Below are 24186 nucleotides of genomic sequence, written 5' to 3'. Positions count from 1 at the left end.
AAGGGCGTTTAAGTGAGTACTTACAATCTATTGTTGCTTTTCGTTGTCAAAACCTCTCCTGAACTATACTTCATAGAAACTTAAAGAGAAATTGGTTGAAGGAGGCGTATTAGTTCGTCCAGGAAGACCGTTTATGGTCTGGTCATCGTTGTATTGATAGTGAGGGATTATCATCATGCTCGATTTCGCGAACAGCCACGCATTAAAAAGCAAGCAGACGAAGGCAACGACTGCATCCAATATCATCAAAAACGTCATTCTGTCCGATCTTGCCGAACTTTATTCCCCGGCAGAAATTGAGATATTACAGCAGGCCCAGCAACTTATTGAAGACGGGAAACATCGTATTCAGATCCTGAAGGAAAAACGTCGCAAAGAAGAAAAGATCCGTGAGTCTGTCGAATCCAGGCTGCATGACAGAGCTTACAGTAAGGCTCTTAATGCGCTCGAAGGTATGACACTGTCTGAGTTATATCGGCTTAATGTCTGTTTTTCGTTCCAGCATTCAGTAATGGGTGAGTTGATTGCAGATTATGATCACCAGCGCTATCTGGAAACGGTGACAAGCTGGTTAGATATGGGGAGTCGGGAGGATTTTTACCTGGATCAGTCTCCGGAAGAATTACGTGAAGACTGGGCTAGCGGTATTGCAGAAGCTGCCGTTGAAATTATCAGCTGGCCAAACCTGAAATATCATCGAGACTTTCAGGTGCCGGGTGGCCATTTCCATGAACCGGTAGGTATACCGGAAGATTTTCCGGAAGTGATATATTCTGATGTTAAGGATAAAAATGCTCACAAGTTGACGCCTCAGTGTCTCGGAGTGATTAAGGCGATTGAAACCTTTGAAGAAAACGAGCGGAAGGTACAACTGATTTTGAGCAATCTCGGTTAATCCTGTAACCAAGTTGAAAAAATAAGCCCTGCATGTGCAGGGCTTGTTGTTAGAACTGAATAAATTTCAGCTAGTAAGACTTACAGAACGATACCGGCGAACAGGAAGCCGAACATGATACTGAAGGCCATACTCAGCAAGCCCGGAAGCATGAAGCTGTGGTTAAAGATGAACTTACCGATGTTGGTTGTACCGGTACGGTCAAAGTCGATTGATGCGATGATTGGACCGTAGTTCGGAATGAAGAAGTAACCGTTAACCGCAACGAAAGTTGCAATGATAACTTCCGGTGGCAGACCAAGAGTAATAGCAACCGGTACCAGTACCGCTGTTGTTGCACCCTGGCTGTTTACCATTACAGAAAGTGCAAACAGAGCGAAGGCGAATGTCCATGGAGCTACTTCTACCAGGCCTGCAACAGCTTCTTTAACCATAACGCCGTGGCCACCGATGAAGGTGTCACCCAGCCATGCGATACCGAAGATAGCAACGATTGCACGCATACCAGCGTGGAATACTGAACCCTGGGTGATTGCGTAGCCGTCAGGCTTACAAACCAGAATGATTACCGCAGCTACAGTCAGCATCACGATTTCGATGGTGTGAGCCATACCCATTGCGTGTCCGTCAAAGCTTGGACGCAGTGATGGGAAGGCACCCATGATTACAACTGCTAATGAGCCGAATAGGAACAGAGATACTGCTTTCTTGGCTTCTGGCTTGATAACTGTTTCTTCAATTTTAACTTCTTGTTCCATCTCAGCACGGAAAGCAGGATCTTCAAGGCGACGCAGGTATTCAGGATCTTCGTTAAGCTCTTTACCCATCTTGTTAACGAATACACAAGCAGCAGTCAGACCAAGGCTGGTACCAGGAATAGTAACCATCAGTACGTCAGCAAGCGTGATGCCTTGTGGCTCCAGGAAAGCAACCAGTGCTACAACTGCTGCTGCAATCGGGCTGGCAACAATCGCAAACTGAGAGGCAATAACTGCCATACTCATTGGGCGTTCAGGGCGGATACCGCTACGACGGCTCACTTCAGCGATAACAGGCAGTACTGAGTAAGCTACGTGACCCGTACCTGCCATCATAGTGAAGACATAAGTAACAACCGGTGCGATAAAAGTAATGTATTTAGGGTTTTTGCGCAGGATGTTAGTTGCAATTTTGATTAGGAAATCAAGACCACCGGCAGCCTGCATAGATGCAGCGGCAGCAACAACAGCCATGATCATTAGCATTACGTTAATTGGCGGGCTGGTAGGTTCAAGACCGAAAATAAAGCTCAGTACGGCAAGACCGACACCACCCATTACACCCAGACCGATACCACCGATTCGGGCACCAATTAATATACATATAAGTACTATTAAGAACTCAACAAAAAACACATCAATCTCCTTGATGACAACGTTTAAAACATAGGATTATCTGGTTGCACATAATAAATGTTTCATATATTAACTAATCAAACATTCATCACACAAAAAACCAATAACCACTTATTTTTTCAGGTTATTTTGACTGTATCGACATTGTTGTTAATAGGTGGTTTTGAGTTGTTTTTGTCTGATTGAGGGGGTGTTCCGTTTGTGTGTTTTATTTGTTTGTATTTACAACATTCCCTTAATGAAATTACTCATAATGATTACTCAAAAATATGAAGTTCAGGGAGTAGCTAGGATGGCTTTGATTGTTCATAAAACCACCAAAAAGTGGCGGGACTGGGGGATTCACCGCTAAACGGAAGCTAAGTCACTAAAATTCAATCAGTTACTGACTACACTGTGAGATATGCCGAAGCATCTTGGTGAGGTTTTGGTATGCCGTAATGTCATAAGAAGAGGGATCTCTATGCCAATTCAACCTCTGAGCAGTGACCAGCTGTATCGTGTATCAGACTTAAAAGCCCTGCCGGACGATTGTAAGTCAACCAAAAATCTGACTCCGCTGGACGAAATCGTCGGCCAGGAAAGGGCACAGCAGGCGGTTGAGTTTGCTATGTCTATCAAAGAGAAGGGCTATAACATTTATGCCATCGGCCGAAATGGCCTGGGTAAGCGAACTATGGTTCTGCGTTACCTGAACCGTCATGAACCGAATGGTAATGGATTTAAACTGTATGACTGGTGTTATGTGGCAAATTTTGAAGAGCCACGCAGCCCGAAAGTCCTGAAGTTGCCAACTGGCACGGGTCACCAGTTCAAAAAAGATATCGAAAAGCTGATGACCAGGCTGGTCAAGGCGCTGCCGCTGGCTTTCGATAATGAAATGTATTACAGCCGCTCGGAGAAGCTGAAGAACCAGCTGACCCAGAAGCAGGAAAGCTCGTTGCTGACGTTGACAAATGAAGCCAAGGAAAAGAGTGTCAGCCTGTCATTGACCACCCAGGGTGATTACCAACTGGTGGCGCTTAACGGTGAAGAACCGCACACCGAAGATACGTTTGCTAAGTTGTCTGAGAAAGAGCAGAAGCAGTTTGAGCAGACCATTAATGATTTGGAGAAAAAGCTCCGTGGTATTGTTCGACAGCTGACTGAACTGGAAGAAGAGTTTTCTGACAAAATTGAAAAGCTGAATGATGAAGTGGCACTGGATGTGGTGGTGCATTTCATCAAGGAGTTGAAAGAAACCTATAGTGAGCAGCCGGAAGTGAAAGCGTATCTGGATGCGATGCAGAAGGATATTCTGGAAAACCTCGAGATTTTCCTTGAAGAAAGTGAAGAGCAGGTAGCCTTGGCTTATGCGGCGCTGGATAAGAAAATGCCGCGTCGTTATCAGGTTAATATCCTGGTCAGCCAGCCTGAGCATAAGTTCCCGATTGTGGTTGAGGAAAGCCCTAGCTATCACAACATCTTCGGTTATGTGGAAAATGCGACGTTCAAAGGTACAGTATTTACTGACTTCTCACTGATCCGTCCGGGCAGTCTGCACCGTGCCAATGGCGGGGTTTTGCTGATGGATGCGGTGAAAGTACTGGAACGCCCTTATGTGTGGGACGGCCTGAAACGTGCCCTGCGTTCGCGCAAGCTCAATGTTAGTTCGTTGGAGCGGGAGGTTACCCTGTCAGGTACTATTTCCCTTGAACCGGAAGATATTCCGCTGAATGTCAAAATCATCCTGTTCGGTGATTATCAGACCTATCAATTGCTGCAAATCTACGATCCGGAATTCAGTGAACTGTTCCGTGTTACGGCGGATTTTGAAGATGAAATGCCGCGTTCTGACGAGTCTGAGCAGCAGTATGCTCAGTTTATTTCCAGCATTGTGAATGACAGCGGTATGCTTCACTGTGATCGTAAGGCGATTGGCAGAATTATCGAATATAGTTCGCGTCAGGCTGAAGATCAGAACAAGTTGTCACTGCACTCGGCCGATATCGCCAATCTGTTACGAGAAACCAACTACACCGCAAAAGCCTCTCATGCGACTATGATCCGGGCTAACCATGTAGAGCAGGCGTTGCAGAGTCAGGAGAAGCGGGTGAGCCGTTTGCGTGATCATGTTATGCAGACTTTTGCCAACGGTACGACCCTTATTGACACTGAAGGTGAGATGATAGGCCAAATCAACGGATTGTCTGTTGTTTCAACCACTGACCACCGTTTTGGTGCGCCGAACCGGATAACCGCAACAACGGCGTACGGTGAAGGGGAAGTGTTCGATATAGAACGTAAGGTGAAGTTGGGTGGCAGTATTCACTCCAAAGGGGTGATGATCCTGTCGTCGTATCTGGCCTCTATTTTTGGCAAGACTACCAAGATCCCGCTTTCGACCAACCTGACATTTGAGCAGTCGTACGGCGGTGTCGACGGAGACAGTGCGTCAATGGCAGAGCTTTGTGCTATTGTCTCTGCGTTTGCTCAGGCTCCGCTGCGGCAGGATGTGGCGATTACCGGTTCCATGAACCAGTTCGGCGAAGCCCAGCCTATTGGCGGTGTGAACGAGAAGATCGAAGGTTTCTTTGATGTTTGTAAGATCAAGGGTCGCCATTCAACTCAGGGGGTGATTATTCCTCAGTCGAATGTGCATAACCTGATGCTGCGTAAAGAGGTGGTTGAAGCCGTAGAAAAAGGTGAGTTCCATATCTGGGCAATCAGCCATGTGACTGAAGCCATCGAGATCCTGACCGGCAAACCGGCCGGTGTCTGGATGGAAGAGACCGGTTATCCGCTGGATTCCATTTTCGGTCATGCACAGGTGAAGCTGAACGCGTTGAGAAAGTAATTTTTTGACATCATTGGCTCAGTAGAGTCTGAACCTTGGATGTAAAAAAGGCGCCTCTGGCGCCTTTTTCTTCGTTTGTCGCTTTCTGATTTATTATGCAAGGCGAACGTTCATGGTGATTTCAGCACGGAAAACCAGATTGCCTTCAGTGTCTTTAACTTCTACCGGAACCTTCTTATCACCTTCTGTATTCCACTCAATATTATCGCCGGACGCCACTGCGGTAAGGTCAGTTTTGGCTTTTTTCAAATATTCCACCGTCATTCCAACCGGGATCCAGCGGCTTTTGTCAGGAACCGAGGCATCCGTCATCATCCCTCCTGCCAGTTCAGCCATATTACACATAGCGATAGCATGGACGGTGTTGAGGTGGTTAGTGACTTTTCGGCGTTTTTTGATCGTAACTTGTGCGTATCCGGGTTTTAGTTCCTGGATTTGCGGCTTAATGGTTGAAAAATAAGGAGCAATTCGACAGACAATGAATGAGAAAATCTGGCGGCCGAATGGCAATGAAGCAAGGCGGTTATAGATTTTAAGATTTTTACGCATTGAAAATTCCTTTTTCCAATTACTATCTGGTCTGACCACATTATAGCTGGTGCGGTGGAAAATCAATCAGCTGGTGGGTTTTCCTGTGAGTCATTGCACTATTTCTTCTCGGGAATGAGTATAGCAGCTGTTGTCTGATATCGTTTTTTTACCCTTTATATTCAGTGCGTTATTTGATTTCCCTCATTCCGGGTGGAGTATTTTTCTTCGTTGCGGATTATTGATTGATGAGAAATGTCTGACAATAGAATCAGGATGTCTTTTTAGAGATATTTATTTCTAAATTGACCTGCCAGAATACAGCTAAAGAAAGTACTGTTTTTTCTATTAATATCTGTAATCCCCGTTTATAGGCAGACCATGTTCTATTTATTACCCTTATTAACTGTTTCAATCTGGGCAGGGAATGCCATCGTCAATAAGCTCTCATTCAGTGTGATCGATCCGGGAGCGATTTCTTTTTACCGCTGGTTTTTTGCTATGGCACTGCTGACGCCCTTTATGCTGCGTTCGGTATGGCGTAGCCGTGCTGTGATTCGTCCTTATGTACCCAAACTGGCTTTTCTTGCTCTGCTCGGCATGGTGTTAAACCAGTCTCTGGGTTATTTTGCTGCCGCAACCACGACGGCAACCAATATGGCGCTGATTGTTTCTCTGGTGCCATTGATCAGTATGTTTCTGAGTGTGCCGCTGCTAGGTCAGCGTCTGTTACCGCTGGCGATAGTTGGTGCTGTGTTGTCTCTCTCCGGTCTGGTATTGATGCTGAGCCACGGTGATATCAGTAATTTGCTGGCACAGGGAATTACTATCGGTGATGGTCTGGTACTGTTGGCGGCATTGGTTTATGCCCTTTACTGTGTGCTGCTTAAACGTTGGCAGATGCCGCTGACAAACTGGCAGTCTGTTTATATGCAGGGCATTCTGGCTATTGTTATGCTGATCCCGCTGCTGCTAAGCAGTGAGCGTTTTGCCATCACCTCGGAATCTCTGCCATTGATCATGTATGCAGCTATTCCGGCGTCCGTGATTGCGCCATGGTGCTGGCTGATTGGTATTCAGCGCCTAGGTGCTGACAGTACGGCCATGTTTATGAACCTGATGCCGGTGATTACCGCGGGCATTGCCAGCGTGATGCTGAATGAGCAGCTGGAAGCTTATCATTACATTGGTGGTGGTATGGTGTTGGCAGGTGTCATTCTGGCGCAGAGGAAGCCAAAGCCGATTCCGCATCCTTTGGCGACGGCGGAAGTCAGTTCTTAAAAGAAGTCTTTACTTGTTGAGAAAAAGCGGCAGTAATCCTGGATTACTGCCGCTTTTGTTTTGGACACTTTTTTTGACCTTTAATGGATCAGTTTTTCATGCTTAGCATGATAAACGCGGCTACCGCCAGGAAAGCGCTCATGATCAGGAATGCGTCGTTATAAGCCATGATAGCTGCATCTCGCTGCATTGTAGCGATCAGTGAGGCCTGAGCCTGCATCATTGCCGTTCCGGCATCACTGCCTGACTGTATGAAAAAACCGGTTTGCTGTTGCAACTGATACCAGGCATCACTGCTGACACTCGGCAGGGCACTCTTGATATGAGCCAGGTGCTCACGTGTTTTGTTATCCAGCATGGTGGCGATAATGGCAATACTGAAGGCTCCGCCAAGGTTGCGCATAACATTGGTCAGTGTTGAGGCATCTGGCGTGTCAGCCTTACTGATTTTCTGCATTGCAACCAGTGAAATCGGCACCATGATAAACGGGCTGCCGATGGCACGAAGTACCATAGAGAAGATCAACTGCTGGCCACCATAATCCACACTCATGTGGGTATTAACGTAGCAGCTGAGCCCGAACATTAAGAAGCCGAAAGTAACCAGGTATTTAGGTTTGATGATACGGGTGAACTTCGGTACTAGCGGGAAGATTAGCAGTTGCGGGAAGCCCATCCACATCAGTACCTGGCCGATTTCCATCGCATTGTAGTGCTGGATTTGGGTTAGGTAGAGCGGCAGCACATAAATCGAGCCCAGCAGCGCCATACCAAGAATCAGGTAAGCAACGCAGGACATGGCGAATTGCCCGTTCCTGAGTAGTCTCAGGTTCACCAGCGGCTTTTTGTGCTGAAGTTCGTTAATCACAAAGTAGACTAGGCTGACCGCAGAGATGATTGACAGAGTGACGATGAAGTCAGAGCTAAACCACTCTTCGCGGTTACCTTCTTCCAGCACGACCTCCAGACACCCAAGTCCCATCGCCATTGTTATGATGCCAACCCAGTCTGCCTGAAGCAGGCTTTGCAGGTTGAGTGGTTCGTCATCCAGCCCGTAGTTAATCATGCTAATCACCATCAGGGCCGGTGGAATGTTGATGTAAAAAATGTAGTGCCACGACAGGTTTTCAGTCAGCCATCCGCCCAGAGTCGGGCCGATAGAAGGTGCAAAGGTCGCGGTAATACCGAACATCGCCATGCCGATGGCACGCTTTTCCAAAGGCAACAGCTGAACGACCAGCGAAAACGCCAGCGGGATCAGTGCACCGCCACTGAAGCCCTGCATCGCACGGAATACGATCATAGAAGTCATGTTCCATGAGATAGAACAAAGCAGGGAAGAGGTGATGAAAACCAGTGTCGTCCAGGTAAGGTAACGGCGTTTACCCAATGCTCTCGACAACCAGCCACTGAGCGGAATCGCGATCATTTCCGCGACCAGATAAGAGGTCGAAATCCAAGAGCTTTCATCCAGGGTGGCGGACAGTGCACCCTGAATGTCTTTCAATGATGAGTTGGTGATCTGAATATCGAGGATAGCCATAAAAGCCCCGATCAGGCCGCCAATCAGGGCTATCCAGTGACGTCGGGGAACTTCATGTTGCGCCGGGACGGCAGGCTCACTTGCCTGTGCCGTCGGGGCCTCTGCTGTCGGTGCTGACATACTCATGGCTTAACCTCGGGTATCGACAGTCGCAATCACAGACAGGCCAGGGATCAGTCTTCCTTTCAGTTCAGCTGCATCCGGGATAGTGATTTTTACCGGTACACGCTGAACTATTTTGGTGAAGTTACCTGTGGCATTTTCAGGTGGCAGCAGGGCAAATTTCGCACCGGTAGCCGGAGAGAAACTGTCGACAACACCTTCAAGAGGTTGTCCCGGGAAGGCATCCAGCTCAACAGCGACTTTTTGCCCCTGATGGATACCCGCAAGTTGGGTTTCTTTGAAGTTTGCTTCAACCCATACATCTGAGGTTGGCACCAGGCTCATTAAAGGCATCCCCGGTTGGACATATAAGCCGACACGGAGGCTGCGCTTGCCGACAATACCGTCAACCGGTGCGTAAATTTTGGTGTAGCTGAGATTAAGGTTTGCCTGTTCCAGCTGAACGTTAGCTTCGCGTACCGAGGCTTCGGCCTGAACAATCTGGCTGGCAATAACGGTCAGTTGATCTTTGGCAGCTTGATAGCTTGCCGTGGCCTGATCAAGCTGCGCTTTGGTGACTTTTAGGTGTGAGGTCGCATCATCAAGTTCATCCTGAGATGAGTAGTTGCGCTTTAGCAGGCTGCGGGTGCGGTTAACTTGCTGTTGGGCGCGTTCGTATTCTGCCTGAGCTGATGCGATCTGGCTTTCAGACTGGCGGATCAGGGTATTTTGCAGGCTTTGTTGGGCTTTCAGGTTATCAATTGCTGCCTGACTGACTGCAAGGTTTGCTTCTGCTTTATCGCGGGCGGCAACAAAGTCGCGGTCATCAATGGTTGCCAGCAGTTGACCTGCTTCAACTGATTCATTGTCAGTGATAAAAGACTGAGTGATATAACCGGCAACTTTCGGGCTGATGTTGGTGATATCGCTTTGCAGATAAGCGTTATCAGTAGATTCAAAATACTGGCCGTAACCAAACCAGTAACCGCTCCCAGCCAGGCCCAGAGCCAGCATGATGGCTGTTGCGATAAAAGGTGCTTTTTTCTTTTTTGTGCGTGTGTTTTCTGCCATGTAGCCTCTTCACTTTGCGAAGGTATGATGAGATTTTTTTGTGTTACAAAGTGTAAATAAAAAAGATTGGTTGATTGGATAGGAAGAAAGGGAAATACTGTTGCAGAAATCTGACCAATAGAGGCTGGGATGGACTTAAACGCAATTGCAATATTCTCTCAGGTTGTTGAATGTGGCAGCTTTACTCAGGCTGCTGAATCTTTGGATATGACTAAATCAACGGTTAGTCGTAAAGTTGCGGAGCTTGAACAGCATTTGGGTGTGCGGCTGATCACGCGTTCCACCCGCAATCTCACGCTGACCCCTGAAGGTGAGAATTTTTATCAGTCATGTACTCAAATGCTGGAAATCATGGAGCAGGCAGAGCTGGAAGTGACTGCGAACCAGGATTTGGTTCGAGGGCGGTTGAATGTTGTGATGCCGGTGGAACTGGGTCAATTGGTTTTAGCGAACTACATTCATGAATTTCTGAAGTTGTACCCTAATGTATCCATTCACCTGGAGTTGACCAATCGGGAGGTGGATATCATTGGTGAGGGGATTGATCTGTATGCTCAGGTCGGTGAGGTATCTGATTCTAATTTGGTTGCAAGGCAGATCCATACTTCTCGTCGATTGATGGTGGCAAGTCCGGAATATCTTGAAGAGTTCGGACAGATACACACGCCGGAAGATCTTAAGCCTCCACACCATCAAGTGAAGATTTACAACAAGGCCGTGAAAGTGCCACGATGGCATTTGATGCAGGGCGCTGAAGAGTACACTGTAGATCTTCCCTATCAGCTTAGAGTGAATACCATCACATCATCACAGATAGCGTGTTTGAGTGGGTTGGGGATTGCCATTTTGCCGGAGTTTTTATGTCGAGAACATTTTGCCAGCGGACGATTGGTTCATCTTTTGCCTGAGTGGGATATGCCCTTGGTGCCAATTAGTTTTGTTTATCCGCAACGCAAGCTGATCCCGAAGCGTCTCAGACTTTTTATTGATTATTTGATTGAGTGCTGTGAGCAGCGCACTACTCGAGTTGCGAAGAAAGCTGCTAATTAGCGTTGAGTAGTCATAATTTATTGAAAAACAGGGCAGATACCTTTGTATCTGCCCTGTTTTCCGTTGTAGATGTGCAGATTTTACAATGTAAATCAGAAACGGTGGCGATAGCCAAGGGTAAAGGCAATATCGGTACTGTTATCCATGTTAAACATATTTTCAATCATGGATATCTCCACCGCGCTGTGTTTCATGTGGTAGCGGTAGCCGAGCAGGATTTCATGTGATGGCTCGGAAAGATCTGATGTCGCATCGGTAGCCCCTTCGTAGATGTGGTATTCCAACAGGAAACGGTGCTTGTCTCTGATCCTGTACTGGTAACCAGCACCCGCGGCCAGCGCGACGGTTTTATAAGGGATGCCCCCCAGCACTTCATCGTTGTTGCGATAGGATGCTCCCAGCATGCTATAGAACGAATGTTTGCCGCTGCGATAGCTGTAGTTCAGCTGTAATGCCTGTTCGAAGTTACTAACTTTAAACGGTCCGCTCGGAACCCGGTTGTAGTAGATAGAGCCACCGATGGATAACCCATGATGATCGTCCTCATATAGCTGGTAGCCTGTATACAGAGTGAATGCATTACTCAGGGTTTCACGGTTGAAGTCATGAAGCTCAATACCGTATTGCGGAACAGAAATATCGAATGAGTGATCATCTACTTCATCCCGTCCGTTCTGGCCGATACCAAAAGCGTCGTGAAAGCCTTTGGTCAGGTTATCAAGGTGATTGTTGGCAGTGAAGCGCCAGGTGTAGTCGAGTTCGACCACCCATTTACTGTTTATCTGCCATAAGCTGCCGACTGAGATGGCGTTCTGATAGTAATCGGCTCTGTATTCATCTGTTTCTGCCCACACACTGGCAATAGTTCCAGTGGTATAAACTTCTACGGTTCCGGGTTGGTAGCTGAAGCCGTTTCGCATAAGTGGGGTCAGGCTGTTGGATTGGATAGGGGACTGAGCGTAAGTCTTTAAAGGTCCATAGTCATCGAAGCGTGAGATACCTTCTGCATGCACACTACTAACAGAGCAAAATGCTACTACTCCTGTAAAAGTGTATGCGGTGATTCTGTTTGTATTCATCACAATGCCATTTTCTGCTTGTAATTATAGTGTTTATGAATGATTCTTCGGTCACTATGTATAACCTGTCTTGCCTGACAGTTATCTGAACCAGCCTGAGATTTGATATGAAATCAGTATTTTTACTGATGAGGGCAAGCAGATAATTAATCGGTTTATCTTCTTGAGTGTAGTGAAGGGAGTGCCAAGTGAATGGTTTTATTGTGTGACTTATTCTTATAAAAAAGACAGTTTTTGAACTCAGTTGTCTTTTGTTACTAAGGCCATCTTTCTACAAGATAAAATCACATGGTGTTGATTTTAATATGATTGTTTTTTGCTCTGCTTATTGAAAGAGCCGCTATTGCGGCTCTTTATTGTTTGGCTTGCCATACTGACGAAGGTGAAGGTGGTTATGGGATCAACAATGTCGGCCTTGCTTCATATGACAGAGCAAAATCAATTTCCCAGCTCATACCGTTCATATTCAGTCGACCGTCAGGAATACCATCTAGCCCGGGCTGACCAGTATCTGCGACCTCCCATTGCTGAGTTCGTGGATTTGTAAGGTTGCTGAAGTTATCTCCCTGGCTGGCATCATCTAAGGTATAGAGGTATTTTTTATCGTTGAATGTGGCCGCGCCATACACTCGGACGCTGTGTCCACCCTGCCAGTTTCCGTTAATATCATACCAACTGAAGAGGATCGTGACGGCCCGCCCTTGGCTGAGCTGTTCGAAAATCCATTCCCACGTCGGATTCGCACCTTCTTGCGTTGAAGTGATATCTCCCATCAGTACTGTCCCGTTGTCACAGTCTGCGCCGCTGCCCAGTAAAGCAGAATTACTACCCTGATGTCGGAATTCAGTAACAGCCTGTGAGCCTGAATCGTTGAGGTAGCCGAAGATACCACGGATCAACCCGCAGAATGAGGTATATCCGCCGCTGTTCAGATCTAGAACGCCGTCACGTCGGCTGTAACTATCAATGTTGGCGACCAGGCTGTTATCCGGCTCAGCTACCCAGAACAGGACATCCCCGGCTGAGCTGACTTTTCCGATTCCCCGAATATGTAACTGTGGCAGGCGCCATAGCAGTGGAAGGTTATCGTATCTGTCTTCCAAGTACTGAAGGGCATTAGCATGGGCCATAGGTATACACTGGTTTCGGCCGGCATCAAGGTTAGGCTGGTCAGCCTGAATGATTTGAATTGGGAACAAAAAATCATCCGGCAGATTCGGATCCGGGCTGACTGGTTGTGGTGGACGACCTAATGCCAGAGCACTTGGGACAGAAGACGATACAGGGCTGATACGCCCGTCTACATGTCCGGCACCCTCTGCATTGACCACTGTTTGGCTGACTGAGAAATTTAAGGGAAAGAAACGGTTAGCCAGTTGGGCAATATCAACAATGGTTGGCAGCGGTTGCTGACTGAATAAGACGGTTGCTCTCAGGAATTTTTTTTGTCCCTGTCCGTCAATACCGGGGCGAAGGTCAAAGTAGGCAGTGGCTTCCGGATGCTCTGGTAAGCGATTGGATGAATCAGGGACATAAGGATGGATCTTGTCTTTGTTCCAGTCTGTGCCTGAGAACTTGCTTGATTCTGATGTTACCTGAGATCCAGGCACAAAAAGGTTATCAATAACCCAGCTGGCTTGTTCGCCTCGGTTACGGTTGTAGATGAATACATTGACATAACCAGGCCCTGCGGCTTTACCCAATCTGTCTTTTAGCCTGTCAGGTTTGACTCTTAACTGTCCCCAGTCACTGTTGCTGATTTTGCCGATTTCAAGGTCAAAGCTAACCTGCTCGAATACAACGGCATCAGTACGAGGCGTTAGTTGAGTGACTGATAGTTGCTTGCCAGGGAAGTGATGCTGGTGTGTTGCACTTGCTTGAGGCAGAAATAGCAGCAGGAACAACAAGCCTAAAATACTCGTTTTGATTGCTTTCATGGTTGTACTCTCTAATGCGGCCGGTGCACAAAAAACACCGATAATGATTTAATTTTCCGTTGTTAGAACGGAGTACAGTCCATTGAAAAATTGAAAGTTAGTAAAAATTATAGCTGCGAAGCTGGTGGTAACAGGTTTTCACAATAGCAAATACCCCTTTAGCGTTAAGGAATATGATAGCTCTACCGTGGATTGACAGACGGTGGCAGAAATAGCCTTTCTAGTACATAAGGCTCATCAAAGTGTCGCTCGCCGATAAAAGCGGTGGCGTGTTGACCGTACTGACGCATTGCTCCCGGGGATTTCACGCCGAATGGCCACAGATAAAAGCGCTCTGAGCGTCGGCTGTCGGGAAGCATTCCATGTTGGTCAAACAGGCTTTTATAGCTGCTGCCGTTTTGTGGCAGGCTGCGTAATTGGTCATAACTCTGCAGAGTCAGGGATCGAGCCTGAGGATTGTTATCGCCCCAGTTCACATCTTTGATCATATGCTCGCCATGGGAGAGGGTGATGCGTAACGAATTAGTCGTCTTATTTCGGTACACATACCAGGTGACAGGCGATTCAGTGTCCGCTTGCTTCGGGACAAACTTCAGTGAAGGGTTAAGAGCAAAAACCATGTGGTAACAGCCACAGTGGTGGATACTGTCGAGTATAAGCGGCTGACCTTGATGATCCAGAGTCAGGCGAACCAGAACTGCATCAAACTTGCCTGCATAGGGATCGAATTTGGACTTTGCCGTGCGATTTGGAAACCAGAGGCTGTAATGAAGCTGGAGCAGAGTCCGTCCGTGAAAACGGGTATAGCTGTGGTCAAGATACAGAGTCGGTTGGCTGATATTAACGCCGGGTTTGCCATCGGCGAGAAACGCCACCTGTCCGGGTTTGTCATCATTTGAAGCCGTTTCAATAATAAATTCCGGCGCATAGTATTTTTGTAGCTCAGCAAGCTGTGATTTTCCTAGTAACGGCCACTCGGCGTCAGATTTATCCAAAGCCTGTCGGAACCAGGAATGAATTGTTGATGCATTTAGTGTCGGTATATCAGTATTCCGGTAGCTGATGCTGTAATCATGAACGGGATTTATAAAATCAAGTGCGATTCGGGTTTTCTCTGATTCGATAGCTGGTGCGGCAAAAAGTTTGCTGATGGGGTAGAGGCCAACCACCCGCTGCCAGCTCTGATAACCTGACGGGATTTTGGGCGGTGATTGTTTTATCTGTAGCCAGAACAGCGCATTGTTTTTGTTGTGAGTAGCGAGTTGTTCGGCGCATTTTTCCTGAATTTCAAAGTCAATGTTCGATTTATCGGGTAAGTTTTGATATTCCACTTTGCGCTGAATGGCTGCTTGACCGGATACATAATCCAGCCAGCGGGATTTGTCCTCTGTTGATTGAATCTGCGTCAGCATGGCGATACTGAATCGGTCAAAAGAAAGATGAGGGTATTGGGTATTCCAGTGCAACTGCGCGTCCTGGACACCTTGTTGCTGCACCTGTTGTTTAAAATTCGTGAGTCTGTTCAGGCATGTCTCAAGTTTTGCCGGATAACTAAAGGTATTTACCGGCTGACTGGCGCAGGAAACCAGCAGCAAGCAGATGAAAGGCAAGAGCACTCGTTGCATTTAGTCTCTCCGGTTATTGGTTTTTCTGTATTAAGTGTAATGCCAGATATGTTGAGGAGATGAATGGAATGAGTGAAAAAACAGTAGCCTGAGCAGGCTACTGTTTTAGAGTGGGCGAATTGTTATACCCGGTTGATGTCGGTTTCCGGGAAGAAGTTTGCCCAGATTATCCAGTAAGCACCGGCTTTAACGGTTTCTACGCGTGGCAGCTTGCCGTAAGGTGTTTGACCGTAGAAGTCGATCTCTGTGATGGCATTACCGGTTGTGTTGTAGAAAATGCCCAGGCTTTTGAATTCCTTGTCATAGCTGACAACAATCGCTTTTTCGCCGATGGTGGCATTAATTGGTTGAGCTTGTTCTTTTACGAACTCTTCAGTGTAAGCCACGTAATCATCACCCACGTTCAGGCCATAGATTTGTTCCTTACTCGGCAGACGAGGATCGATGTGTTCCAGCGTCGGGAAAGTCGGCTCGTCGTTGGTTTCCTGATGGGCAACGGCCAGTTTGAAGATCAGTTCCATAATTGGGTCATAAATCGCCAGGAACGGATTGTCCCAGAATGAAGGGCGCATATCTTCAACCAGATAATCGTTCACATAGACTTCACCTTCAGGGAACGCGACAGCGAATTTATCAAAAGGCATGCGGTAAGTCGGCCACTCTCGCATTTTGGATTCAGAGTTTTGGTTATAGTCTGCTTCTGTCTGTCCCCACAACTGCTGGATTGGCTCGCCGCTGATCTTATCGTACATGATCAGGTTGTTTTCCAGTTGGCTCATTGGAGCCAAATCTAGCTTCTGACCATTGATTTCCGGAGTATAGGCCATGCCCAGGTTGGTCAGGCCGCAGTAAGTCATGACGACATTTTCACCACCCAGCTCGCCGTTACCGGCAACATGCGGACGAAGCAGTTGCTTATCGGAGTGGGCGCGGGCCTTGCCGTTGATCTCCAGTACAATCACACTCTCATATGGTTTGACGTATTTCTTCGCTTCTTCAATAGATACGAATACACCATTATCCATTCGTGCACGCATCATGATGTGCGGGTTGAGCATGCCGCTGTAAAATGTGAAGCAAAAGAACAGAGCAAGTGAGATAAAGGCTTTGTTGCCGATAACATTGCGTTGCCTGTACTTCAGATAGCAGGTAATTGCCATCGCAGCCAAGGCGAAAAAGGAGATAGCCCAGCGGTGATACCAGACCCACATGGTCGTTTCCCTTGGTGACTGGACAACCCACTGGCTGACATCAGCCAGATCTTTGAATAATAAGAACCCTAGCACCTGGGCGATGAGCATGCTTAGCCAAAATATCTTCCTGGCGTGTTTGTCGATAATGTCTTTCATAGCTGACTCACTTTCATGATCGAAGAGGTTATGAAGGAGTCTACTCAGGCAATATTGATGGATAAATGCTCACCGGTGGGATGGATTGTGCCAATAAATGGAACAGTTATTTTACTGGATCTGTTTCTCGAGTGTGGTGATCCTTTGTTGCAGCAGGGCTTTTACGTCATCAAGAAGTAACTTCACTTTATTTGGTACATAGCGGCGAGAGTGGTAGATACCATAGATGGTTAGCGGGAAGGCGTATTGACCGTCAAACAAACGTATCAGCTTCTGTTGTTTTACTTCATCAGCAACCATGATGGTTGGCAGGCAGCCTACGCCTTGCCCCTGAAGAGCCAGCGCTCTGAGAACGTAAGGGGAGTCGGCAGTACATTTAGGTATTGCCGGGAGTGCTATTTGTTCTGTATTCCATGACAGTGATTGAGATGAGAACTGATGCATGATGAGGTTATGATGCGCTTCAAGCTCTGCCGCCGTTTGAGGCGTACCGAACTTTTCCAGATACTCTGGACTGGCAAAGTAATCATATTGCAGTGTCGCCAGCGGTCTGGCTATAAAAGATGAGTCAGGCTGCGTGCCGATATCAATCAGCAGGTCAAAACGTTTTTCAGTCATCATTGTCAATGGCTGAGATGTAGAGTGGAGAACCAGGGAGATCTCCGGATAATTTTGACAGAAGCTGGTCATGTGATCGACACAGTGCTCCAGAATGCAGTCCGGCGCGTAGATAGTGAGCTTGCCAGAGTAATCCCCCTGACGCTGGGCAATCTCTTTTTCTGTTTTCTCAACGTCTTCAAGAATCTGGGTCGCCTTATGGTAGAAGGCTTCGCCGACTTCTGTGAGGATCAGTCTTCGGGTAGTCCTTTCCAGCAGTCTGGTATTCAGGCTTTGCTCAAGGTTGCGGATGCGGCGGCTGACTGTCGATTTAGGAAGCTCACAAAAATCAGCAGCTTTAGTAAAGCTGCCGTGCCTGACCACTTGGACAAACAGTTCCATATCATCCAGTTTCATTGATGCTACTCGTTATTGATAAAACTGTATTTTATAACATGGGTAACAATTGCAATGCTATCAACCACAACAGTCTTCACTGGCTGTCATTTCCCCTGCATCTCGCATAACACTTCTATCTATAAGATGACGTGAGGCAGATAGCGTGACAGATCCTGAGTCACTCTGGAGGCATCTTCCCGGATTGAAATACCGCCTGCTTTGTCATTGACCAGCCAACTGCCAATCAGGGTGAAGTTGCCATTGAATTTTGGCAGTGGGTGATAGGCCTGGAAGATAACGCCTTCATCGCCGTATGGGCCATCAACATGCAGAGTTTGTTTGCCATTTTCGACAACAGTGATATTGGCACCTTCACGAGAAAAGATGGGTTTAATTACGTAATCATTCAGCTCACTGGCTGCCTTGTCATCCGGGAAATAGGCTGGAAGCAGGTTCGGGTGTCCTTTGAACTTCTGCCACAGTAACGGCAACAAGGCTTTGTTACTGATCACCGATTTCCACATCGGTTCAAGCCAGTTCACTTTGGCATCGGTCAGGTATTTGCTGTATTCCTCCCGGAACATAAATTCCCATGGATAGAGTTTGAACATCCAGCGGACAGGGCGATCCTGCAGATCGGTGAACTCATTCTTTCCGTTGATGCCAATATCTTCTACATGAACAAAAGCGGTCGACAGACCAGCTTCTCTGGCACAGTCTTCAAGATACTGCACTGTTCCGCGGTCTTCTTCGGTGTCTTTGCAGCAGGAAAAGTGCAGGGTTTGTCCCGGTTGCTGTTCGGCCAGCTGAACAAAGCGTCCCATCAGTAGTTCCTGTAGCAGGTTGAACTGATCTGCATCCCGGCGGATGGCACCGCTGTTTACCATATCTTCGAGCCATAGCCATTGCCAGAAGCCGGTTTCGTATAGAGATGTTGGTGTGTCTGCGTTGTTCTCATAGAGCTTTGCATGTCCTTTGCCATCGTAGGCAAAGTCGAGGCGAGAGTAGAGAGAGGGCTCTTTACGTTGCCAGGAATCGAGAACGTTCTGCCACATTGCTTCGGGGATTTGGAAGCGACGAAGCCAGTATTCATCGCGTACGACAGTATCGACGACATCGAGACACATCTGATGGATTTCTTCCGTCGGATCTTCCAGATCTCGTTCTATTTGTTCAAGGGTGAACTGGTAGTAGGCGCTTTCATCCCAGTATGGTTCGCCGTACATGGTGTGGAAGCCAAAGCCAAATTCTGCGGCGAGATCGCGCCAGTGCGCACGCTCCTTGCTCTCGATTCGAAGCATGGTAAATCCTTATTCATTGTTTTTACTTGCTGTCGGGCATTTTATCGGTTGTGGGATAATCGTGCAGCATCGGTGATGCCGAATATTGGGACTTTTGTCTGATATTGCAAAAGCATCCATATCAATTAAAACCAAAAACGCCGGACGATATGTCCGGCGTTATCAAACTATCTGTTCTATGAACGGCTTAGTCATTCTGGTGCTCAATGACATACATTTCGTTGGTGTTTTCATGCAGGCTGTTAACACGGAAAACATGCTGGTTCTGATCCAGCCCTTTTTCATACTCAGACAGGTAAATGTCACTGTGAATATGCTCGGCAACCAGCTTATTTATCAATGGGTTGTTGGTGTAAACGCCGACAGCTTCATTGAAGTTGGAGAAGATAAGCGAGCGGTGCATGTCGGCAACCACAATCAGGCGTCGTGACGGATAAAGCGACTCTTCATCCGGTGAGCGAGAGTACATCTCGATATCCGGATGCGGTTTATCCAGTTGCTTGAATGAGAACACAATGACGCGCACACCACGTTCGACGGCCTGAACCAGTTCATCTTTAAAGTCATGCAGGCTGAAATCAGTATTGATATAGATTTCTTTTTCAGCATGGTTCAGTACTTCACGTACTTTTTGCTTTAGGTTTTCAAATCCGGCGACGTTGAAGATAAATTCTTTTTCATCTTCCGACATCAGGTTTTTTAATTCTGTCTTGAGGTAGTGGATATTATCTATACACTTTTTCTCGATCTGTTCGAAGATCAAATCCGGGGATTTAGCTTCATACTCTTTTGTTTGACCATCACAAAGAAATATATAACCGTTGTTATATAAATTGTCGATGGAAGAGTAAACCGTCGAGCGGGACAGTGATATTTCTTTGGCAATCTTATATCCACTTGAACGTCCGTTTTGCAGCAGGCACAAATAGACGAGTGCATCTGTTTTTGAAAAACCGAAAGCCATTAATTTATCAACTAACTGAGTCAACGCTCCCCCTAAATAAATATCCGTTTACTTACAAATTAATACAATTCTCTCATGCTTTCCGGTCGTTGGGAATGAGAATATTCAGTGTAATATCACGTTATTGCTATCTGTTTTATAAAATTTACCTCATAAAATAAAACAGGCCAGCAATATAGCTGGCCTATTAATCATTGGTACAGGAATCTGGTCAAATTATTAAATAATTGTTCATATATCCAATCGCTTTTAAGCGGGTTGAATATAATCCTGTCCTTATTTCTGAATTGTACGCAAAACAACCACTTCGTTTTGTTTCAGGTTGATTTGTGCATTACCGTCAGCGACAACGACAGAGTTTGAATCCAGCAGGTTCTGATAAGTACCGTTTGCAAGACCGATATTCTGTACATTAACGCTGGTGGTCGGACCGATATTAGCGGCAACCAGCACTACGTCATCCCCGGCATTACGTTCGAACACCAGTACATTTTCATTTACCCAGCGTTCGACGTAGTTGCCCTGTTGGATTGCAAAGCTGTCATCACGCAGATCGCTGAGTTTTTTGATCAACGAGTAGGCCGGTGTGCTTTGATCGAAGCCTGGCATAACTTCACGGTTGAACGGATCGCTGCCTACCTGGCCGAAGCTGTTAACAGTAAAGTTTGCTGCGTACTGCTCGGTTCCATAGTAAATACAAGGAATACCACGGGATGTCATGATCACCGCCAGACCCAGTTCCAGACGCTGACGAGCAAAGTCTGCACTCAGGCGGCCACCGGCTTCATTGTTGCTTGGGCCGAAGGTGTTTTTGTCTGAGCGTAGCGCGGTACTGATTCGCGCCATGTCATGGTTGTCCAGGAAGGTAACCTGCCAGTCCGATGATGTGAAGGCCGTATCACGTTCTTTCAGGTAGTTGTTAAGCGTGTACATGTTTGTGCGGTTGGTAAGCACTCGCTCCATTGTGTCACGCAGGCCGAAGTCCAGTAGGGCTGAGCCGGAAGTATTGGCATAGTCCAGCGCCATTCCGTCGATACCTGTTTTAGATGTTGCACTGGCACCGAACCACTCACCGAAGAAGAAGAATCCGCGGCCTTTAGATTGAGCATAGTTGTAAAGATCGCCGGTCCAGCGCTGGATGAAAGATTTTTCCATGTGCTTGATGGCGTCGATACGGATGGCGTCAACGCCCATATCAATCCAGAATTTGGCACCGTCTGTCAGGTAGTTATAGGTAGCCTGGTTGTTTTGGTCGAAATCGGTCAGGTTGAACAGGTTGTGATGAGTGACTTGATACCAGTCGTTCCAGTTGTTAACCCCACCGTTGTGGTGATACCAGTTGGTACCGGCGGCAACATCACTCTGGTAATTGGTAATGTGCTGGCCGTTGCGGTAAAGGGCACCGAATTCCATTTCGTCATTCGGGTTAGAGTGGTTTGGTGCATAGTCCAGTACCAGCTTCATGTCGTATTCCGGGCTGTGCATTTTTGCAACCAGCTCTTTGAAATCATCAAGGGTGCCCAGGTGTTCGTCAACCTTGAAGAAGTCTTTACCCCAGTAGCCATGGTATGCCGCGTCACCGTATTGGTTGGCACCGTCAACGTTGTCGATTGGTGGGGTGATCCAGATGGCGCCGACACCCATATCTTTCAAGTAGTCGAGCTTGTTGATCAGACCGCGGATATCGCCACCCTGGTATTTTTTCAGGTTGCTGCCATCGGCAGAATAAGAGCGACTGTCGTGACCGGCGTTGTTGCTTGAATCACCATCAGAGAAGCGATCCAGGAAGACGAAATACATGGTTCTGTCACGCATTTCCAGTGCTGGTTTTTCGTGAATAAAGACTTGCTGGGTATCATCGTAGAAGTTGATGATATAGGTTTTGTTCGGGTCTACAGTGAAGTTTTTCTGAGGGTAGCTTTCTTGCCAGTTGCCATAGCGGTCAATTTTGAAGCTGGGTGCCAGGCTATCAGCGCCGTTGCGGAAGGTTTTGATGATTTGCCATTGGTTGTCGCCCATGTAGGTCATGGCTTCGCTTTGCCATCCGTTCGGCGTTCCTCTGAAATATGCCTGATTCCAGTCAGCAATGGCTGCCTGAGAGAAAACCAGAGCAGAGAGTAAGATCATTGATTTTTTCATTATTCCCTCTAATTCTATCTTTATTGTTTTCACATATGTTCAAAGCACCCGAATATTCAGGTGAATATCCGGGCACAATGAGATTGCTTATTTACTACAGGATGTTTCTTTCTTGTTGTTAATTATGTAATGGTCTCTGCTTTTTAATCTTTCCTCCTATATTTACATTGCGGAGCTATGAAGAGTGCGTGAACACCTTCATGATTATTTTGATTGCTTGATTAACGTGTTATCTGAAAGCCAAATATTACTTTTAGATTTGGATTACTTTATATCCATAAGCAGGAAGTGTAATTTGACTTTCAAATTCTTCACTTTTATAGGTCAATAAATCTTTTACGGGTTTATGAGCTAATTCTTCTGGAAGTTCAAAAGTGCTTTCAGATGATTCATTGTTCATCATGACAATCACATTTCCGCGCTGGTAAATGAGCGTTTTCTGCTGTTTACCGACATGCAACCATTGAATAGATGGCGCCTGTAAGTCAGTAAACTCTTTGCGCAGGTTAATTAGTGATTGAATGAAAGTTTTGAAATCCTGATCCTGTTTAGATTCATCCCATTCCATGCACTTGCGGTGGTCTTCAGATCCCATGGCTTTGTAGCCTTCCATGCCAATCTCACCGCCATAGTAGATACATGGGCTGCCAATCTGAGTGAACATAAACAGGTACGACAGTTTAGCTTTATCTTTGCTGCCACCGGCTTCGCTGATGATGCGAGATGTATCATGGCTTTCCAGCAGGTTGAAGATGGATGCATTCACGTTACGTGGATAATTCAGGTACGAGTTATTCACGTCATATGTAAAACTGCGGGCATCAGTATTATCAAATGCAAAGAACTCCTTGATTGCTGAAGTCAGCGGGTAGTTCATCAGTGAGTCGTATTGATCGCCCTGCAGCCACGCCATGCCTTCATGCCAAATTTCACCCAGAATGTAGCAGTCCGGTTTGATGGACTTAACAACTTTGCGGAAGTCGCGCCAGAACTGGTGATCTACCTCGTTGGCAACATCCAGGCGCCAGCCGTCGATATCAAATTCTTCCACCCAGTAACGAGCGACGTCTAACAGGTAGGCGCGGCATTCCGGGTTTTCGGTGTTCAGCTTCGGCATGGTGTGAACATTGCCGAAAGTTTCGTAATTCAGGTTGGTGAAATCCCAGGTTTCCAGCGGCTTGTCCGGATAAACCGGAAAGTCTTTAATCCAGAACCAGTCTTTGTATTTGGACTTTTCACCGTTTTCAACCACATCCAGCCATAGTGGAGATTCGTTGCCGATATGGTTGAAAACTGCATCCAGCATCACTTTCATGCCGCGCTTGTGGGCTGCTTCAACCAGAGCTTTAAATGCTTCTTTGCCGCCAAAGTGCGGGTCGACTTGCATGTAGTCGATGGTGTCGTATTTGTGGTTGGCGTTGGCAAAGAAAATCGGACAGAAATACAGACCGGTGATACCCAGTTCCTGTAGATAATCCAGATGGTCAATCACACCCCACAGGTCGCCGCCCATGAAATTGTCGTTGGTCGGTTTGCTGCCCCATGGTTCAACATTTGCCGGAGAAATACCCGGACGGCCATTAGCAAAACGTTCTGGGAAAATCTGGTACCAGGTGGTGTCTTTAACCCATTCCGGAGTGGAAAGCACGTCAGCCGGGTTGATGTACGGGAAACAGTAAAAGTTGCTCAGGTGACTCAGTGCTTTGCTGTTAGCCTGTTGATCATCGGTAAGGGGAACACATTTTTTCTCACCGAACAGTAGTTTTTCCTGACTTTCTTTATCGGTCAGGATAAATCCGTAACGGGTACGCTTGCGGGTTGGTTTGTATGCCGCAAACCAGCAGTCATACAGCTCGGTTGAGCCTTCAAGTTCCATTTCGACTTCTTCGCCGCCGCTCCAACCGTAGGCGTCGCTGCCTTCAAGGTTACCACCATCAAGGCCGCCTTCTTCCCACTTGTACGGATCGCCAATCCACAAGGTTACCTTTTCCACTTCACCTTTCGCACTGCGCATTCGAATATGCAGTGTTTCTTTGTCATTCGCGTAGCTGAATGCACTCTTTGCTGTATGAATCAGCGAACTTCTCGTGATCATG

General features: G+C 47.0%; 17 protein-coding genes. 4 read left to right on the top strand and 13 right to left on the bottom strand.

The features are described 5' to 3' along the window. Nucleotides 1–175: 175 nt before the first annotated feature. Nucleotides 176–895, top strand: a complete 720-nt coding sequence (locus tag AACQ93_RS24015) for a hypothetical protein (RefSeq protein ID WP_064609434.1) — start codon at nt 176–178, stop codon at nt 893–895. An 80-nt stretch (nt 896–975) separates the two neighbouring features. Here the strand turns inward: AACQ93_RS24015 and AACQ93_RS24010 are convergent, their stop codons facing one another. Further along, nucleotides 976–2289: an anaerobic C4-dicarboxylate transporter family protein gene (locus AACQ93_RS24010; protein WP_007465187.1), complete on the bottom strand. Its 1314-nt coding sequence runs from the start codon at nt 2287–2289 to the stop codon at nt 976–978. 463 nt (nt 2290–2752) lie between these two features. On the opposite strand from AACQ93_RS24010, the gene AACQ93_RS24005 reads away from it, so the two are divergent. Then, nucleotides 2753–5125, top strand: coding sequence for a Lon protease family protein (locus AACQ93_RS24005; RefSeq protein ID WP_007465191.1), 2373 nt, complete (start codon nt 2753–2755; stop codon nt 5123–5125). A 93-nt stretch (nt 5126–5218) separates the two neighbouring features. Here AACQ93_RS24005 and AACQ93_RS24000 read toward each other — a convergent pair whose 3' ends face one another. Continuing rightward, nucleotides 5219–5674, bottom strand: a complete 456-nt coding sequence (locus AACQ93_RS24000; RefSeq protein ID WP_007465192.1) for a hotdog fold domain-containing protein — start codon at nt 5672–5674, stop codon at nt 5219–5221. Nucleotides 5675–6034: 360 nt separating this feature from the next. On the opposite strand from AACQ93_RS24000, the gene AACQ93_RS23995 reads away from it, so the two are divergent. Beyond that, nucleotides 6035–6934 (top strand): DMT family transporter, encoded by a 900-nt coding sequence (locus AACQ93_RS23995; RefSeq protein WP_064609433.1) that lies wholly within the window; start codon nt 6035–6037, stop codon nt 6932–6934. An 88-nt stretch (nt 6935–7022) separates the two neighbouring features. Here the strand turns inward: AACQ93_RS23995 and AACQ93_RS23990 are convergent, their stop codons facing one another. Both AACQ93_RS23990 and AACQ93_RS23985 read right to left on the bottom strand, forming a co-directional pair. Then, the gene (locus tag AACQ93_RS23990; protein ID WP_369808756.1) at nt 7023–8597 is read right to left on the bottom strand and encodes a DHA2 family efflux MFS transporter permease subunit; all 1575 of its coding nucleotides are present in this window, start codon (nt 8595–8597) and stop codon (nt 7023–7025) included. 9 nt (nt 8598–8606) lie between these two features. After that, the gene (locus tag AACQ93_RS23985; protein ID WP_064609432.1) at nt 8607–9650 is read right to left on the bottom strand and encodes an HlyD family secretion protein; all 1044 of its coding nucleotides are present in this window, start codon (nt 9648–9650) and stop codon (nt 8607–8609) included. Between the two features lie 129 nt (nt 9651–9779). Between AACQ93_RS23985 and AACQ93_RS23980 the strand changes: the two genes are divergently transcribed. Then, a complete protein-coding gene (locus AACQ93_RS23980; RefSeq protein ID WP_064609431.1) occupies nt 9780–10700 on the top strand; it encodes a LysR family transcriptional regulator in 921 nt (306 codons plus the stop codon). A 92-nt stretch (nt 10701–10792) separates the two neighbouring features. Here the strand turns inward: AACQ93_RS23980 and AACQ93_RS23975 are convergent, their stop codons facing one another. From AACQ93_RS23975 to AACQ93_RS23935, 9 genes are all read right to left on the bottom strand, one after another. Continuing rightward, nucleotides 10793–11779: a DUF3187 family protein gene (locus tag AACQ93_RS23975; protein ID WP_064609430.1), complete on the bottom strand. Its 987-nt coding sequence runs from the start codon at nt 11777–11779 to the stop codon at nt 10793–10795. Between the two features lie 392 nt (nt 11780–12171). Beyond that, nucleotides 12172–13716: a hypothetical protein gene (locus AACQ93_RS23970; protein WP_064609429.1), complete on the bottom strand. Its 1545-nt coding sequence runs from the start codon at nt 13714–13716 to the stop codon at nt 12172–12174. A gap of 182 nt (nt 13717–13898) precedes the next feature. Continuing rightward, nucleotides 13899–15341 (bottom strand): hypothetical protein, encoded by a 1443-nt coding sequence (locus AACQ93_RS23965; RefSeq protein WP_064609428.1) that lies wholly within the window; start codon nt 15339–15341, stop codon nt 13899–13901. A gap of 122 nt (nt 15342–15463) precedes the next feature. Then, a complete protein-coding gene (locus tag AACQ93_RS23960) occupies nt 15464–16690 on the bottom strand; it encodes a DUF3179 domain-containing (seleno)protein (RefSeq protein WP_064609427.1) in 1227 nt (408 codons plus the stop codon). Nucleotides 16691–16801: 111 nt separating this feature from the next. Beyond that, entirely contained in the window at nt 16802–17704 is a 903-nt protein-coding gene (locus tag AACQ93_RS23955; RefSeq protein ID WP_064609426.1) for a LysR family transcriptional regulator, read from the bottom strand. Nucleotides 17705–17823: 119 nt separating this feature from the next. Continuing rightward, complete coding sequence (locus tag AACQ93_RS23950) at nt 17824–18987, bottom strand: glutathionylspermidine synthase family protein (RefSeq protein WP_064609425.1); 1164 nt, start codon at nt 18985–18987, stop codon at nt 17824–17826. Nucleotides 18988–19174: 187 nt separating this feature from the next. Continuing rightward, nucleotides 19175–19975 (bottom strand): TrmB family transcriptional regulator, encoded by an 801-nt coding sequence (locus AACQ93_RS23945; RefSeq protein WP_064609424.1) that lies wholly within the window; start codon nt 19973–19975, stop codon nt 19175–19177. Nucleotides 19976–20227: 252 nt separating this feature from the next. Next, entirely contained in the window at nt 20228–22090 is a 1863-nt protein-coding gene (locus tag AACQ93_RS23940; protein WP_064609423.1) for an alpha-amylase family glycosyl hydrolase, read from the bottom strand. A gap of 253 nt (nt 22091–22343) precedes the next feature. Beyond that, on the bottom strand, nt 22344–24185 hold the full coding sequence (locus AACQ93_RS23935; protein ID WP_064609422.1) for a glycoside hydrolase family 13 protein: 1842 nt from the start codon (nt 24183–24185) through the stop codon (nt 22344–22346). Between the last annotated feature and the right edge of the window lies 1 nt (nt 24186).

It is taken from the genome of Photobacterium sp. J15 (assembly GCF_963870815.1).
Taxonomy (GTDB): domain Bacteria; phylum Pseudomonadota; class Gammaproteobacteria; order Enterobacterales; family Vibrionaceae; genus Photobacterium; species Photobacterium marinum.
Note: the sequence above shows the minus strand (reverse complement) of the source record. Positions and strands in the feature narration are given on the sequence as shown.

Excerpts from the sequence above, each read along its gene's own strand:
- AACQ93_RS24015 (WP_064609434.1), top strand. The coding sequence starts at position 176 with ATGCTCGATTTCGCGAACAGCCACGCATTAAAAAGCAAGCAGACGAAG.
- AACQ93_RS24005 (WP_007465191.1), top strand. The coding sequence starts at position 2,753 with ATGCCAATTCAACCTCTGAGCAGTGACCAGCTGTATCGTGTATCAGAC.
- AACQ93_RS24000 (WP_007465192.1), bottom strand. The coding sequence starts at position 5,674 with ATGCGTAAAAATCTTAAAATCTATAACCGCCTTGCTTCATTGCCATTC.
- AACQ93_RS23995 (WP_064609433.1), top strand. The coding sequence starts at position 6,035 with ATGTTCTATTTATTACCCTTATTAACTGTTTCAATCTGGGCAGGGAAT.
- AACQ93_RS23990 (WP_369808756.1), bottom strand. The coding sequence starts at position 8,597 with ATGTCAGCACCGACAGCAGAGGCCCCGACGGCACAGGCAAGTGAGCCT.
- AACQ93_RS23985 (WP_064609432.1), bottom strand. The coding sequence starts at position 9,650 with ATGGCAGAAAACACACGCACAAAAAAGAAAAAAGCACCTTTTATCGCA.
- AACQ93_RS23980 (WP_064609431.1), top strand. The coding sequence starts at position 9,780 with ATGGACTTAAACGCAATTGCAATATTCTCTCAGGTTGTTGAATGTGGC.
- AACQ93_RS23975 (WP_064609430.1), bottom strand. The coding sequence starts at position 11,779 with ATGAATACAAACAGAATCACCGCATACACTTTTACAGGAGTAGTAGCA.
- AACQ93_RS23970 (WP_064609429.1), bottom strand. The coding sequence starts at position 13,716 with ATGAAAGCAATCAAAACGAGTATTTTAGGCTTGTTGTTCCTGCTGCTA.
- AACQ93_RS23965 (WP_064609428.1), bottom strand. The coding sequence starts at position 15,341 with ATGCAACGAGTGCTCTTGCCTTTCATCTGCTTGCTGCTGGTTTCCTGC.
- AACQ93_RS23960 (WP_064609427.1), bottom strand. The coding sequence starts at position 16,690 with ATGAAAGACATTATCGACAAACACGCCAGGAAGATATTTTGGCTAAGC.
- AACQ93_RS23955 (WP_064609426.1), bottom strand. The coding sequence starts at position 17,704 with ATGAAACTGGATGATATGGAACTGTTTGTCCAAGTGGTCAGGCACGGC.
- AACQ93_RS23950 (WP_064609425.1), bottom strand. The coding sequence starts at position 18,987 with ATGCTTCGAATCGAGAGCAAGGAGCGTGCGCACTGGCGCGATCTCGCC.
- AACQ93_RS23940 (WP_064609423.1), bottom strand. The coding sequence starts at position 22,090 with ATGAAAAAATCAATGATCTTACTCTCTGCTCTGGTTTTCTCTCAGGCA.
- AACQ93_RS23935 (WP_064609422.1), bottom strand. The coding sequence starts at position 24,185 with ATGATCACGAGAAGTTCGCTGATTCATACAGCAAAGAGTGCATTCAGC.